11 protein-coding genes and 1 tRNA gene are annotated in these 15,448 nt (G+C 55.8%); 4 read left to right on the plus strand and 8 right to left on the minus strand.

Annotated elements, in window-relative coordinates; translation table 11 throughout:
- Positions 1-20: 20 nt before the first annotated feature.
- Positions 21-944 (minus strand): sugar ABC transporter substrate-binding protein, encoded by a 924-nt coding sequence (locus EM595_RS11340; RefSeq protein WP_067431879.1) that lies wholly within the window; start codon positions 942-944, stop codon positions 21-23.
- A gap of 504 nt (positions 945-1,448) precedes the next feature.
- Here EM595_RS11340 and EM595_RS11345 point away from each other — a divergent pair.
- Positions 1,449-1,524: transfer RNA gene (locus tag EM595_RS11345), tRNA-Asn, on the plus strand.
- 340 nt (positions 1,525-1,864) lie between these two features.
- Here the strand turns inward: EM595_RS11345 and maa are convergent.
- From maa to EM595_RS11365, 4 genes are all read right to left on the minus strand, one after another.
- The gene (gene maa / locus EM595_RS11350) at positions 1,865-2,422 is read right to left on the minus strand and encodes a maltose O-acetyltransferase (protein WP_067431882.1); all 558 of its coding nucleotides are present in this window, start codon (positions 2,420-2,422) and stop codon (positions 1,865-1,867) included.
- A 66-nt stretch (positions 2,423-2,488) separates the two neighbouring features.
- Positions 2,489-3,856: a carbohydrate porin gene (locus EM595_RS11355; protein ID WP_067431884.1), complete on the minus strand. Its 1,368-nt coding sequence runs from the start codon at positions 3,854-3,856 to the stop codon at positions 2,489-2,491.
- 120 nt (positions 3,857-3,976) lie between these two features.
- The gene (locus EM595_RS11360; protein ID WP_067431887.1) at positions 3,977-5,410 is read right to left on the minus strand and encodes a glycoside hydrolase family 32 protein; all 1,434 of its coding nucleotides are present in this window, start codon (positions 5,408-5,410) and stop codon (positions 3,977-3,979) included.
- Between the two features lie 18 nt (positions 5,411-5,428).
- Entirely contained in the window at positions 5,429-6,670 is a 1,242-nt protein-coding gene (locus tag EM595_RS11365; protein ID WP_067435419.1) for an MFS transporter, read from the minus strand.
- A gap of 243 nt (positions 6,671-6,913) precedes the next feature.
- Here EM595_RS11365 and EM595_RS11370 point away from each other — a divergent pair, with 243 nt between their 5' ends.
- Positions 6,914-7,921, plus strand: coding sequence for a LacI family DNA-binding transcriptional regulator (locus EM595_RS11370; RefSeq protein WP_067431890.1), 1,008 nt, complete (start codon positions 6,914-6,916; stop codon positions 7,919-7,921).
- Between the two features lie 223 nt (positions 7,922-8,144).
- Here the strand turns inward: EM595_RS11370 and EM595_RS11375 are convergent, their stop codons facing one another.
- From EM595_RS11375 to EM595_RS11385, 3 genes are all read right to left on the minus strand, one after another.
- A complete protein-coding gene (locus EM595_RS11375; RefSeq protein ID WP_067431893.1) occupies positions 8,145-11,222 on the minus strand; it encodes an efflux RND transporter permease subunit in 3,078 nt (1,025 codons plus the stop codon).
- Positions 11,219-12,325: an efflux RND transporter periplasmic adaptor subunit gene (locus EM595_RS11380; RefSeq protein WP_067431897.1), complete on the minus strand. Its 1,107-nt coding sequence runs from the start codon at positions 12,323-12,325 to the stop codon at positions 11,219-11,221. Before EM595_RS11380 ends, EM595_RS11375 begins: the two co-directional genes overlap by 4 nt.
- Positions 12,326-12,399: 74 nt before the next feature.
- Positions 12,400-13,002, minus strand: coding sequence for a TetR/AcrR family transcriptional regulator (locus EM595_RS11385; protein ID WP_197608078.1), 603 nt, complete (start codon positions 13,000-13,002; stop codon positions 12,400-12,402).
- 99 nt (positions 13,003-13,101) lie between these two features.
- Between EM595_RS11385 and EM595_RS11390 the strand changes: the two genes are divergently transcribed.
- Both EM595_RS11390 and EM595_RS11395 read left to right on the plus strand, forming a co-directional pair.
- Positions 13,102-14,583 (plus strand): efflux transporter outer membrane subunit, encoded by a 1,482-nt coding sequence (locus tag EM595_RS11390; protein ID WP_067431904.1) that lies wholly within the window; start codon positions 13,102-13,104, stop codon positions 14,581-14,583.
- Between the two features lie 200 nt (positions 14,584-14,783).
- On the plus strand, positions 14,784-15,416 hold the full coding sequence (locus EM595_RS11395) for a TetR/AcrR family transcriptional regulator (protein WP_067435422.1): 633 nt from the start codon (positions 14,784-14,786) through the stop codon (positions 15,414-15,416).
- Positions 15,417-15,448: the final 32 nt, after the last annotated feature.

Raw genomic sequence — 15,448 nt, forward strand, 5'->3', positions numbered from 1 at the left:
ATCCTGCTGATTAGACAGAATTATTTCTGGTTAAGGTTGAGGTATTTTTCGTAGTTGTCTTTAGTCACTAACTGGAAAGGAATGTCGACGATGCTCTGGACTTTCTCGCCTTTCGCCAGCTTAACGGCGGTTTTAATCGCGCCTTCACCCTGACCTTTCGCATCCTGGAACACGGTGGCTACCATTTTGCCGTTTTTGATCATCTGCAGCGCATCCGGCGTGCCATCGACGCCAGCAATCAGCACGTTGTCTTTGTTTTTGCCCAGTGCCTGCAGGGCACCAATCGCCATTTCATCGTTGTTGGAAGCGATGGCATTGATATCATCACCGGCGGTCATCCAGTTACTGACCACGTCCACGGCATCGTTACGCATAAACTTCGCCGTCTGTTTTTGCACAATTTTGATGCCTGGGTATTTTTTGGCCACCGCTTCCACACCTTTGGTGCGTTCACGGGTGGATTCGTTGGCCAGATCGCCCATCAGAATCGCCACGTTACCTTTGCCGTTCATCGCTTTTGCCAGCGCTTCCATCTGCAGACGGCCCGCCAGTTCAGAGTCGGAGCCGACATAGGCCATTTTATCGCCCAGCTCAATCTGCGGCTTACGGTTCACAAACAGCAGCGGCACGCCTGCTTTCTTCGCCTGATCGACAATCGGCTTCACCGCGTTGGTGTCTACCGGGTTGACGATGATCACGTCAACGCCCTGACCAATGAAGTTCTGCACCTGTTGCAGCTGCTGCGCGACGTCGTTTTTGGCATCTTCAACCTGACCGCTGACCTGCTCATTTTTCATTTCACGCTGCATGGAGTTGCGCAAAATGGTGAGAAAGTTGTCATCAAACAACGCCATTGAGACGCCTACGGTAATATCTTTCGCCATGACGGCGGCAGGCAACATACACACCAGCAAAGAGGCAATAACGGTTTTTCTAATGTTCATGGGTGACCCTTTTTTCATCATTAATATGCGCAGGTTGGCTGGAACGACGAATGAAAAAATTCTTTTACATTCATCCAACGGCACTGACGAATCCGTAGAGCATGAGTGAGATAACACGATGCAGTCTTCAGGCGTTTGAGCGTTCTCCTGTGTATCAATCAACTGATAACGTAGTGGATTATTGCTTAATACTCCTTTCGTAACGGGCGGAACGCGCCGCCGGTCAGAAAGATTTATTTATTTCATTAAATTATTATTTGAAACTTTAATTATAAAACCACTGAAACGTATGTTTTAAAAATGCCCAATTACAAAACTTTGACACGCCTCTAACATCTCCAGCGAAATTGCCTCAAAGTGAGATCCGCCCAGCAGTTTAGTTTTGCAGCAGGACGCGGCTTAAGCGGGCAATCTGCTGCTTTTGCCAGCAAACGATCGAAAAAGCGGGATTCGGGCTTTGACATTTACCAGGGCCATCGCTACTATTCGCCCCGTTCACACGATTCCTCTGTAGTTCAGTCGGTAGAACGGCGGACTGTTAATCCGTATGTCACTGGTTCGAGTCCAGTCAGAGGAGCCAAATTCGAGAAGCCCGCTCAGGGAAACCTGAGCGGGCTTTTTCATGGCCGTCATTTATTGCTGCAGGGTGATTATCGAACGCCCGAGCCCGCAGCTTGATGACCGCAACCGATGCCAGATCACGCTTCGGCACAATAATGCGCGGCCCAGTGCGCGAAGTGTGGGCCAGCGCATAAAAAAAGGGCGTCCAGTTGCCTGAACGCCCTACTCTCTTCACGATTAGTTGGCGGCTTTATGCGAAACCCGAAGGCATACATCGCTGGCAGAAACACCCGCATGAGGGTATCTGCGCCAAAACGGCTACATCATTCCCTCTTTTCCAGCGACTGCGCCACCGGTCTCTAAAGCTGCTTAATGATACGGGCTGGATTTCCCCCTACGACGCAGTTAGACGGCACCTCTTTTGTCACCACCGCGCCGGAAGCCACCACCACATTATCGCCCAGGGTTACACCGGGGTTGATCACCGCACGTCCACCGATCCACACATTATTGCCAATCGTTACCGGCTTGCCGAATTCTTTCCCGCTGATACGCAGTTGAGCATCAAGCGGATGAGTGGCGGTATAGATGTGCACTCCCGGTGCCAGCATGCAGTTATCGCCAATATGCACCTCACATACGTCAAGGATCACACAGTCAAAATTGGCGTAGAAATTTTTGCCCAGATGAATGTTGTAACCATAATCACAGCGGAAAGTCGGCTCGATATACGCTCCCTGATGAGTGCCTAACAGTTCGTTAAGCCACTGCTTCCGCCGTTCTTCATCATCTGGCGATGAGTGATTGTAATCATGTAAAAGCTGGCGTGCGCGTCTGCGCTCGCTAATAAGTAATGCATCACCGCTCTTATAGAGTTCACCGGCGATCATTTTTTGTTTTTCGCTATTCAACGTCATAGTGCGATATCCTTTAGTGATGCGCTCATGCCAATTCCCCGTATCAGATTTTTACGGCAACCGGTGTCAGAAAAGATATTTAAAGCGTACGCGCGCACCATAGCGGTCATCGGTATTACCCGTTTTAACGGTCGGCGATTCAAGCCAGGAGGCATAAGCGCCCAGGTAAATATTGAAGTTAGGCATATCCATGATATCGGGCAGATGCCATGAAGCATGGAGAGTATGAATGTCATACTTACCCGGTGCCAGAATCGCGCAGTCGCTATCGCAGTCACTGGCCATTCCGGCCATATTGAATTTGTCGATATTGTTGTGCGCATAGATGTAGCCCAACTCCACGCGGTGCCATAAGGCATTGATGCCTGCGCTGAAATCTTTTTCAGCAGCAGCGTCGAGATAAGCCGTACTCAGGTTCACGACCGCACCGTTTTCTGCATCCGTTTTAAGCGTGTTCCAGCTCGTCGTTATGCCGTAACCGGTCCGGCTCGACTGGTCCACCCAGGTCCCCTGCGTATTCTGATACCCATAGGCATTATTCACCAGATTGCTTTCGACAGCGGCGGCCACCGACCACTCGCCAGATTGCCAGGCCACAACCGGGCGGGCATACACCACATTTTTACGGTTGTCTAACGCATTGCCGTGATAGTTATTGTCGACAAATAGCGAGCTGCCATCTTCTATCAGCGTGTTGAGTTCGAAATACCAGTTATCAAGGGTCTTACTGAGCAGGAAATTGCCACCGCTGCTGCTGCGTCCGCGGCCCTCTTTCATCATATAGATATAACCGTAACCGTCACTGTAGAGATCGTTGGCGGTATTACCGGAATATTCAATGAAGGTATCCTGATTGAGCGGGAACATATCCCACGCCTCGAAACGACCGATTTTAATTTTCCAGTCATCCTGCTGACCAAAGAAAAATGCCGCATCGTCGAGGTTCATTTTTCCGTTAATATCAGCCAGTGGCTGAACGCTGAACCCGGCATATTTTCCATTAATACCCTTTCGCATACCATCAAAGCCGAGCAAAATACGACCATTGATATCCCAGCGCTCTTTATCTTCCGGAGCCCAGTTTTTATTTGTGCTGGTTTTTATCGAGGTCAGACTGCCGGTACGGCTGGCGCCATCCATATTAAATTCAACGTCGCCATAAAATTTAATATCACCATAGCCCGTAAGCTGCAGAGCCGGAGCCGGAGCGGCGGGCACTGCGGGCACTGCGGGAGTATTGTTTACCACGGGGGACGATTGTTTCTCCTGCTTGAGGGCGCGAATTTCTGCCTCCGCACCCGCCGCGCGCTGCTCAGTGGCCTTCAGCCGCTGCTCCATTTGTTCCAGCCGCTGTTCGAGGGAAAGCATATCCTGTGCATGGGCTACCGAGGTACATACAGACGTCAAAATAGCTCCGACCCAGATTTTATTCATCGGAAAACCCTTCTTATTATTTATATTAATTTGTCATTTTTGTATAAACACAGCCCGAAGATAAACGCGATAACAACCCGCCCATCATTAAAGACGGGTTATTATCGTTACTGAAATAGTTTATTCCAACTGCCAGGCTCCAGCCTCTGATAATATCGCCGTGCCATGCCAGGCGAATAAACTTAATTGGCGGCGATCGGCATCAGGATATATTCGGCTACTGAGGCATGCCTCGCCGTCATTAACGAATACTTCGATCGACGAGCTGTCAATAAACAGACGTAAAGCCAGAGGCGCGCCGGGAACCAAGGGTACGCTGCGTGTGCCGCATAATCCGTACTGCGGATAACGGCGCTCAAGCACCAGACGCTGCATCTGTGTATCAACATAAACACGCAGACCCTCTCCCAGGCTAAGTCCATACTGTTCCGCGTCACTGCTTGTGCAGTCCCAGTGAAGCACGACTTCCATGGCCTCCGCTTTGTTCGCCATGAGAGTCTGCTGATTTTTCAAGCTACTGGCCGGCCACGGCAGCCAGGCCTGGCGCAGAGCTTCCACCTCTTTCGCGGGGCGCATTTGCAGATGATTGTTCTCATTAAGCGTCAGCTCACGCGGCAAAGACAACATTCCGCACCAGCCGTCCTGTTGCTCCGGCATCGGCGACTCCCACATATTCAGCCAGCCAATCACGATGCGGCGGCCATCCGGCGTCAGGAAACTCTGCGGGGCATAGAAATCATGTCCGTGATCCATTTCGACGAACTCCCCTGCGCGGACAAACGGCTCTCCGGGCTGCCAGTCACCCACCAGATAACCGCTCTGAAACAGATTACGGTTCTCAAAACCCTGTGCGGCTATCCCCTGCGGAGAAAACATCAAAACACGTTTGCCATTCAGGCTAAACAAATCAGGGCACTCCCACATAAAGCCCATACCGGCTTCCGCCTCATCGAGGATCCCCTCATCCTGCCACTGACGCAGATCGGCTGAACGATACAAGCGTATTTGCCCGGTATCACCAACCCGTGCACCAACGACCATGTACCAGTTATCCCCTTCGCGCCAGACCTTAGGATCGCGGAAATGATGCAAATCCGCCGGGGTATCGATAACCATCCCCTGACGCGTAAAGTGAACGCCATCGCGACTGGTTGCCAGGCACTGAACCTGATAAAGGTTCTCGTCGTCGCTGACATCACCACGAAATTTATGTCCGGTGTAAATCAGCGCCAGGGTATCGCCGTCAATAACCGCTGAACCAGAAAAACAGCCGTCTTTGTCTTCCGGCCCTTCCGGGGCCAGAGCAACCGGTAAATGCTCCCAGTGAAGCAAATCTTTACTCCGCGCGTGTCCCCAATGCATCGGCCCCCACTGAGTGGAATAAGGATGATGCTGATAAAAGGCGTGATACCAGCCATCAAACCAGATCAGGCCATTAGGATCGTTAATCCAGCCAGCCCTGGCGGCAAGGTGATAGCGCGGATACCAGCGCAGGTTTAGCTTCTCGCATTTAGCCTGCAGTTCCTGTTCAGCCTGAGCAATTGTGTAGGTCATAATTTTCACCCTTTTCAATCAGATAGTGGAAAGTTGGCTTACCTGCGGATCCAGTGAAGCTTTACCGGAGCGCAACAAGAAAATAGAAATAAAGGTGATACAGAACACCATCGCTCCCATAAACAGGTAGGACTGAGCAAAACCGTATTTTTCGTAGCTGTAGCCAGCGAGGGGTGACAACACGGTGGCAATCACTGAGCTGGTACAGGCAAAGCCCACCAGATAGAGCGTGGAAGAGAGGCGTTTATCGAAGTTAAGACTGTTGTATTTGAAGATAGCGATTAACAGTATCGGGAGTTCAACGGCATGCAGCAGCTTAGTAATAGAGATAAGCAGCGGGCCTTCCACTAACCCGGAAGCGACCATGCGCATCGCCATCACCATTCCAGCGAAAATCAGCCCGTTTTTAGCACCGACACGATTGACCAGCCATGGCGCACAAAACATGCCAGCGGCCTCAAGGAATACCTGAAACGAATTAAGATAACCGTACATGGCATTCCCTTCATGTTGTGTCGGGAACTGTGATGAAAAATAGACCGGGAACTGTTGATCGTAGACACCGTAAATACAGGTACCGACCACAAAGAAGACTAACGCCCAGAAACGCGGCAGGGTCAGCAGGCGTAATGCATCTTCAAGCGTGACTTTTCCCCCTGCCACCGCCTCCTCCATTGCATGGGGTGCAGAAGAGACGCGTAAGCGCATCAAAAGCATGAAGAAGATCAGACCAGAACAGCTGGCAACGGCGAAATTCAATGCCGGATTAATATTAAACAAGAGTCCGGCAAAAAAGGTTGCCACGGCCCAACCCAGCGACCCCCACATCCTTGCTTTTCCGAATTCAAACTGGCTCTGACGGGCGACACGCTCGGTGTAAGACTCCAGCACACCAATACCGCCATTGAATGTCAGACCGATATAGATGCCGCCAAAAAAACTGCCCAGAAAGACGTTAATTTTTAGCAGATGGCCAAACAGCAGATAGGCCGGGCCGGAAAAAATCAATAATGCGGTGATAAACCAGAGCAGATGCTTACGCAGCCCCAGCTTATCCTGAATAAAGCCATAACAAATTTGCACAAACAGCGTGGAAAAAGAGACGACTGAAAAAATAATTCCGGTATCTCCTGCTTTCAGACCGACTTCCTGATGTAGCCAGATTGAGAGCAATGAGCCGGTAGAAGACCAGGTGACAAAGAAAAAGAACAATAAAAAACTGAGTATCAGATAACTGTGAGAATGACGGGTTTTCATTATGACAATCTCATACTGAAGTGGGGCACAAATGATAACGTTAACATTAAAAAAGGCGCATGGCGTTTTGCTGCAATTCTGGATGTTAATCACAAAAGTTAACGTTAACATACGCAGTATGAGATCATGATCAATATTTCTTATTTACTGCAACCCACTTCCGTCGTCCAAAATCACGGATGATCCTTTTACATCAGCAAGTTAGTTTTATAACCTGTGGCATAGACCAGAGCTGGAGCAAAACGCATGGCGTCCCTGAAAGATGTGGCAAAACTGGCGAATGTCTCGCTGATGACGGTTTCCAGGGCATTAAACTCCCCGGAACGCCTAAAGCCGGAGACCTTGTCCCGCGTACAGTCTGCTATCGATGCGACCAATTACGTGCCCGATTTATCGGCAAAAAAAATACGCGGCGCTCATGCAATTGCAAAAACGATCGGTGTGCTGGCGCTGGATACCGTCACTACCCCGTTTTCGGTGGAAATCACCCTCTCCATTGAAGAAACGGCACGGGCGCATGGCTGGAATAGCTTTGTGGTAAACATGTTTTCAGATGACAGCCCGGAAAATATGGTTGATCTGCTTCTCTCACACCGGCCGGATGGCATTATCTATACCACCATGGGATTGCGGCAGGTGCCGCTACCCGAGAAGTTGTTAAACCTGCCCTGTGTACTCGCCAACTGCGAAAGCCTGCATCAGCAGGTAGCGAGTTATATTCCGGATGACGAACAGGGACAATATGCTGCGGTACGTGCGCTTTTGTCTGCAGGCTATCGGCGCCCGCTCTGCTTACATTTGCCTGCGGCCCATCTGGCCACGGTCAGACGCCGCAAAGGTCTCGAACAGGCATGCCGAGAGGCTGGAGTGGCCCCTGAGACACTGGGCCACTATTACATGGCATTTGGCGATGAGCATTATCGGGATATTCCGGCGGTTGTGCAGGCACATATTCATCAGCAAAAACCCTTATTCGATTCGGTGATCTGCGGTAACGATCGCATTGCGTTTATGGTGTACCAGACGCTCATGGCACAAGGCCTGAGGATCCCCGAAGATGTGGCAGTGATTGGCTACGATAATATGGTGGGGATCGGTGATTTGTTCCTGCCGCCGTTGTCCACGGTGCAATTACCCCATTATGAAATTGGCAGGCTGAGTGCGCTTCACATTATCGAAGGTAAAGCCCATCGCGATGTCATAAAAGTCGACAGCCCATTACTGCTCCGTCAGTCAATGAATGCAGTAAAGTGAATCGCCACGGGTTTCCGACGCCGAAGCGTTAAAAAGCGAAGCGGTTAAACAGGTTGTTGATTGCGGCCATTGCACCGTATGCGTTGCCTGCTTTTTGATATCACCGCGCACCGCCACGGATACGCCGCTCGATACCCGATCACGCTACGGCCCAATAGTGCGTGGCCCAGCGCATAAAAAAAAGGCGTCCAGTTGCCTGAACGCCCCTCTCTCTCTTCAGCGATTAGCTGGCGGCGTTATCGCGGCCATCCGGCTTAATGCGAAACCAGAGGGCGTACATCGCTGGCAAGAACACCAGCGTGACGAGGGTGCCACCAAAGGTGCCGCCGATCAGCGTGTAGGCCAGCGTGCCCCAGAACACCGAATGGGTCAGCGGGATAAAGGCCAAAATGGCGGCGATTGCCGTCAGTAATACTGGCCGCGCCCGCTGCACCGTCGCTTCCACCACGGCATGAAACGGATCCAGCCCTTCGCGCTCATTGTGGTGAATCTGCCCAATCAGAATCAGCGTGTTGCGCATCAGTATCCCTGACAGCGCAATCAGCCCCACCAGCGCATTGATACCAAACGGCTGATTAAACAGCAGCAGCGTCGGCACCACGCCAATCAGCCCCAGCGGCGCGGTAAGAAACACCATGATCATCGCTGACATCGATCGCACCTGCAGAATGATAATCAGCAGCGTCATGGCGATCATGATCGGAAACAGCGGCGCCATCGCTTTGGTGGCCTTAGCGGACTCTTCAATCGATCCCGCCTGCTCAATGCGGTAGCCCGCAGGCAGCGCATCGATCACCGGCTGCAGTAAAGGCGCAAGCCGCGCAGAGACGTCCGGGGGCTGCAACGCCTCATCAATATCACCGCGCACGGTAATGGTGGGCGTGCGATCGCGGCGGCGCAGCAGCGGATCTTCCATGCGCACCGCGACTTCGCCCACCTGCGACAGCGGAATGCGTTGTCCGGCGCTGCCCACCAGCGTAAAGCCCGCGATTTTGGCGGGATCGAGACGAATATCCCCTGCTGCCCGGCCCATTACCTGCACCGAACGAATGTCTTCGCGCACGGCGGTAATCGGCACGCCGGAGAGCAGGAATTGCAGCTGCTGCGCTACCGCGCTGGAAGTCAGCCCTACCGCCTGCAAACGATCCTGATCGAGGCTGAAGTGCAGCGTCGGCACGCGTGCGCCCCAGTCAGTGTTCACGGTGCGCATCATCGGGCTGGCCTGCATGATCGCCTCTACCTTCGCCGCAATATCGCGCAGCGTATCCGGATTCGGTCCCATCACCCGCCACGCCACTGGATAAGGTGAGTAAGGACCGAACACCAGCTGCGTAACGCGAACGCGCGCTTCTGACGCCAGCCCGCCGGCAATCGCCTGGCGCAGACGCTGTTTCAGCGCCTCACGCGCCTGTTGATCGGCGGTCAGCACCACAATTTTCGCAAACGAGGGATCGGGCAACTCTGGCGCCATCGCCAGATAGAAACGCGGCGATCCCTGACCGATATAGCTGGTCACGATGTGCGCTTCCGGCTGCTGTTGCAGCCACTGCTCAACCTTTACGGCGGCAGCGTTGGTCTGGGCAATGGCGCTGCCATAAGGCATCTGGATTTCCACCAGCACTTCCGGGCGATCTGACGTTGGGAAAAACTGCTTCTTCACCAGTCCCATGCCCAGCACCGCCAGCACAAATACCACGACCACCGCCGCCGCGACCCAGCCTTTGCGGGCAATCACCGCGCCGAGCAGCCGACGAAAGCGCTGATAGTGCCGCGTGTTGTAGATCGCCGCATGGCCGCCCGCCACGGTTTTGATCTCCGGCAGCATTTTTACGCCGAGATAAGGCGTAAACACCACTGCCACCACCCATGAAGCGATCAGCGCGATGCCGACAATCCAGAACATGTTGCTGGTGTATTCCCCGGCGGTGGAGTGCGCAAAGCCATTCGGCATAAACCCCACCGCGGTAACCAGCGTGCCCGCCAGCATCGGCGCGGCGGTGTGGCTCCAGGCGTAGGCCGAAGCTTTGATGCGATCGTAGCCCTCCTCCATTTTCACCACCATCATCTCAATGGCGATAATCGCGTCATCCACCAGCAGGCCAAGCGCCAGAATCAGCGAGCCCAACGTAATGCGGTCGAAGTTTTTACCCGACGCCGCCATAATCACAAAAACGATCGCCAGCGTGAGCGGCACCGCTGCGGCCACCACCACGCCCACGCGCCAGCCCATGCTGATAAAGCAGACCACCATCACCACCAGCAGGGCGACGAAAAACTTCACCATGAACTCATCCACCGAGGCGCTGATGTTCACCGCCTGATCGGTGACCTTGACCAGCGACATGCCCAGCGGCATCGATGCATTGATCTGCGTGGTTTCCGCCGCCAGCGCCTTACCGAGTTCCAGCCCGTTCCAGCCTTCGCGCATGATGATGCCGAGCAGCAGCGCCGGTTCCCCCTGATTGCGAATCATAAAGGTGGCGGGATCTTCATAGCCGCGCGCCACGGTGGCGACATCGGCCAGCTTCAGCGTTTTGCCCTGCACCACAATCGGCGTGTTGCGAATTTTTTCCAGCGAATCCAGCGCGCCGTCCAGCCGCAGAAAAATCTCCGGGCCTTTAGTGGCAATTGAACCGGCGGGCGTCAGTACGTTTTGTTCGTTGAGCGCGGCAAAAATATCCTGCGGCGCGATGCCCAGCGTCGCCAGCCGATCGTGTGAGAACGAGACAAAAATGCGTTCAGCCTGTTCGCCGATAATATTGACCTTTTTTACCCCCGGCACGTGCAGCAACTGCTGGCGCAGCTGTTCGGCATCGCGCGCCAGCAGGCGCTGCGGCTCACCTTTGGCCTTCAGCGCATAGAGCGCAAAGGTCACGTCGGAAAACTCATCGTTGACCATCGGGCCGATGACGCCCGCGGGCAGCGTTTTGGCTGCGTCGCTGATTTTCTTGCGCGCCTGATAAAACTCTTCCTGCACCTCGGCAGGCGGCGCGCTGTCCTGCAACGACAGCATGGTGAATGCCAGCCCTGGCCGCGTGTAGGTTTCGCTGCGGTCATACCATTTCAGCTCCTGCAGGCGCTTTTCCAGCGGTTCCGCCACCTGATCCTGCATCTCCTGAGCGGTGGCGCCCGGCCATGCGGTAATCACCGTCATCTGCTTCACGGTAAACGGCGGATCTTCGGCGCGTCCCAGCTCGAAAAACGACAGGATGCCCGCCACCACGATCAGGATAATCAGGAACAAGGTTATGGCGCGCTCACGGACGGCAAGCGCGGAGAGGTTAAAGCGGCCGCTGCTCATGGCTGACTCCCAGCGGGAGCAGCGTGATGCGTGTCCGGCAGACGCACCGCTTCCCCTTCATGCAGCAGATGTGCGCCGAGCGCGACCACCTGCTCATTGGGCCGCAGGTTGCCGGTGACGCTGGCCGCCTCATCGCTGATGCCGATCACCTGCACCGGCTGCCAGGAGACGCTGGCGGGCTGACCGCTAATCCGCCAGACGCCGCTGCCTTTGCCCGCATCGTACAGTGCGGCGACCGGCACCTGCATCAGCGTCGACGCGGCTGCATCACCGATCGCCAGCGTCACGGTAGCGCCCAGCGGCGCGTTGGCCAGCGCGCCGGTCAGCACATAACGAGCTTCATAGGTGCGGGTCAGCGGATCGGCCGCATCGGAAAGTAGCCGCAGCGTAGCCGGTTCGGCATCCTGACTGGCGCCGTATAAGGTTGCCCGCGCGGTGCTGCCTACGGTGGGACGCAACGTTTCCGGCAGCTGCACCCGCGCTTCGCGTTGCCCGGCGTGCGCCAGTCGCACCACCGGCTGTCCGGCGCTGACCACCTGCCCCGGCTCCGCCAGCGTTTCAACCACCACGCCATCGGCATCGGCCAGTAACACGGCGTAGCCGGTGGCATTCCGCGCCACATCGGCCTGCGCCTGTGCGGCGCTGAGCTCCGCTTTAGCGGTATCAGCCGCAACCTTAATGCGATCGTAATCGGAGGCAGAGACCGCACCGGCGCTAACCAGCCCGCGATAGCGCGCGGCATCGTCGGCGGTTTGTCGTGCACGCGCGCCGGCGGCGGCGACCGCCTGCTGCTGAGACTGCGCCTGCAGGCGCAGGTCAATCGGATCCAGACGCAGCAGCGGCTGACCGCGCCGCACGCGCTGGCCGGTTTCCACCAGCCGTGCAAGGATTTTGCCGGAGACGCGAAAGCCGAGGTCGCTTTGCGTACGGGCCACCACCACGCCGCTAAATGCCCGTGCGTTGTGCTGCGCAGGCGTCACGGCGGCGACCCGCACCAGCGGAGGCTGGGTACGCGGATCGGTGGCGTCGGGATTGTCGCCGCAGGCCGTCAGGGCAAGCGGTAACAGTAAAACGGCGATGGAGGCAGCATTAAGCCGGAGCATGGGTTTCCTTACTGAAGTATCAGGACAGAAACCGCATTCTCCGACTAGTGACCAAAAATGTCAATCGTCACAAATTAAGGGGCCAGACTGCGCAGGATCAGCGAAGAGAGGTGCTGAGCCGCCTCAGCGGCGGTATCCAGATTGTACTGCAGCTGAACGGGGCTGATATAAGGGCGCAGCACCAGAAAAATGGCATGTGACGCCTCATCCAGCGGCGTTTTGCGCTCAAACTCCCCTGACTGACGACCCGCCAGCAAAATCTCCTGCACCAGCTGCAGTAGCTGCGCCTCATGCGCCACGGCAGAAGGCCACTTATCGCGGGACGAGACGGTCGCAATGTCATACAGCTTACGATCGTGGAAAAAGAGATCGCTGCCCGCCTCCACCAACGCCTTGAAAAATCGGCGTAATTTTTCCGATGCCGTGGGCGCGTCGGCAATCGCCGACAGCACGATATCCCGCAGCATCGCCAGGCGATTACTGCAAATCACCTCGCCAATCGCCTGTTTGGAATCAAAAAATTTATAGATATAGGCTTTGGAAAAGCCGATGGCTTTGGCCAAATCAGATACGGTGGTTTTTTCATAACCAAAGTGGCTGAAATACTCGGTGGCCGCGGCCACTACCTGTTCGCGAACGCTGTGATCCAGAGGGCCACGCGTGTGGGAGTTCTTCATAAGTGTCGTCATTTCTCCAGCTTAGCCCGCACCGGCCTGATTGACAATGAGTGACCAAAGTATAATATGGTCACAAATTCAGTTGTTCAAGGAATGCTCATGTTTGTTCTGCGTGCTCTTTCTCTGCTGGTCAGCGGCAGCCTGTTGGCAGGCTGCGCGGTGGGACCCGATTATCATCGTCCCGATCTCGCGCTGTCCGATCGCTATCAGACCTCATCCGCTGTTTCGCAGAGTGGCACCGGTCAGCCCGCCAGTTTTAGCCTCTGGTGGCAAGCGTTCCATGATCCCCTGTTAAGCCACCTGGTTTCAAGCGCACTGGCGCAGAATCTTGATATCGCCCAGGCGGCAGCCCGTCTCAGCCAGGCGCGTGCGGGCGTTGGCGCGGCCACGGCGGCGCTGCTGCCCTCTGCCACGGTCAGCGCGGAGGGCGCGCGCGCCAGACAGTCGCTGGAAACCCCGATCGGTCAGCTGCTTAACGCCACCCCGGACGACTCGCGTTATGGCAGCGCCTGGCAAACCGATCTCAACGCCAGCTGGGAGCTGGATCTGTTTGGCGGCCTGCGCCGGGGCAGAGAAGCGGCGCTGGCAGAGTATCAGGCCGCACAGGCGGCGGTGGTGGCGACCCGGTTGGCAGTTGCCGCGCAAACGGCAGACAGCTATATCACGCTGCGCGGTTTACAGGCACGGCTGGAGATCGCCAGACAACAGGTGGCGGCACAGCGTGAGCTGACCGAAAAAGTCAGGCTGCTTACCGCGCAGGGGCTGATGGAAACTCGTCAGCTGCAACAGAGCGAAGGCGCGCTGGCACAGGTTGAAGCCCGTATTCCTGCCCTGCAACAGGCCATTGATGCCGCGATGAATGCGCTGGACGTGATGCTGGCCACGCCGCCGGGCACCCATCGCACGCTGCTGGCCAAACCTGCTGCCATACCATCGGTGCCGCAAATGACCGCCACCGGCACGCCTGCCGACCTGCTGAGACGCCGACCCGATCTGATCGTGGCCGAGCGCCGTCTCGCGGCGACTAACGCGCGCATCGGCCAGGCGATTGGCGAATACTACCCCACCTTTTCGCTGAGTGCGTTGCTCGGCAGCGCCACGGCAATCTCCGAGGGCCATCTCTTTTCCGGTGCTGCCAGCCAGGCGTCCGGCGTCATCGGCTTACGCTGGCGGCTGTTTGATTTCGGCCGCATCAACGCGCAGATCGCGCAGGCAAAAGGCGAGCAGGCTGAAGCGCTGGCGGCGTATCGACAGGCCGCATTACGGGCCACGGCGGACGTGGAAAATGCGCTCTCCGCGTTGACCAATAATGAAAAACAAACCGCCACGTTGATCGCCGGGGAAACTGCGCTGAGCAGCGCACGCAATGCAACCTTTAGCGCCTGGCAACAGGGTGCTGCCAGCCTGATTGACGTGCTGTATGACGACCAAAATCTGCTGCAGGCGGCCGATGCCCGAGCCCAGGCACAAACGGCCACGGCGCGTGCGGCGGTGGCGACCTTCAACGCGCTGGGTGGTGGCTGGCAGCCCGAAAAGCGGGATGTCGCACCGGCTGGCATCGATACGCGGGCAGCGCCGTAACCGGCCAACGCGCCTGACAGTTTCGGTTTAAATCAGCCCTGCGGCAGAGAAAGGCCAGAGAGCCGTGGCCGCCATGCGTGGCGTTAAATCCTGCTGCTGTTCCCTGCCGCGCCGGCGTTTTTATTCCGGCGTCCCGCTTTACTGACGCGTAAAGCCCTGTGCTACCATGCCGCTTTGCTTCTTATTTTGCTGAGCATGATGTGGACAGTTCAAAACGTAAAAATGACCCGGAAGGGCTAAAAAAGCGCATTATCGCCGCCGCGCTGGCTAATTTTGCCGAATTTGGCATGCAGGGCGCACGCATGGAAGAGATCGCTGAAAAAGCGCAGACCACTAAGCGCATGGTGGTGTATCACTTCGCCAGTAAAGAGCAGCTCTATGTTGTGGTGCTCGAGCAGGTTTATCAGGCGATGCGCGAGCATGAAAGCGGACTGGATCTCGCCAGCCTGCCGCCGCGCGAGGCGATGATTCGGCTGGTGGAAGCGAGCTTTGATTATCACACTCAGCATCCCGATTTTATGCGGCTGGTCTGCACCGAAAACCTTCTGCGTGGCCGCTATATCTCCCGTTCCGCGCGCATCAAGGCGCTGAACAAAAGCGCGCTGGATGTGCTGGAGGCGGTATTGCAGCGTGGCCAGCGCGACGCGGTTTTCCTCCCGTCCATCGATACGGTGGATGTACACCGGCTGATCAGCAGCATTTGCGTGCATCATGTTGCAAATCGTTACACCTTCAACACTCTCTTCACCCCCAACGACAGCGAGGCGGAAAGCATTCGCCGCAACCGTCAGTTAGCCGTTGATGCCACACTGGGCTACATCTGCCCGCGTTAGTCGGGTAGCATTAACGTAGCGGCGGGTTCCTG

This window comes from Duffyella gerundensis (genome assembly GCF_001517405.1).
Lineage (GTDB): Bacteria > Pseudomonadota > Gammaproteobacteria > Enterobacterales > Enterobacteriaceae > Duffyella > Duffyella gerundensis.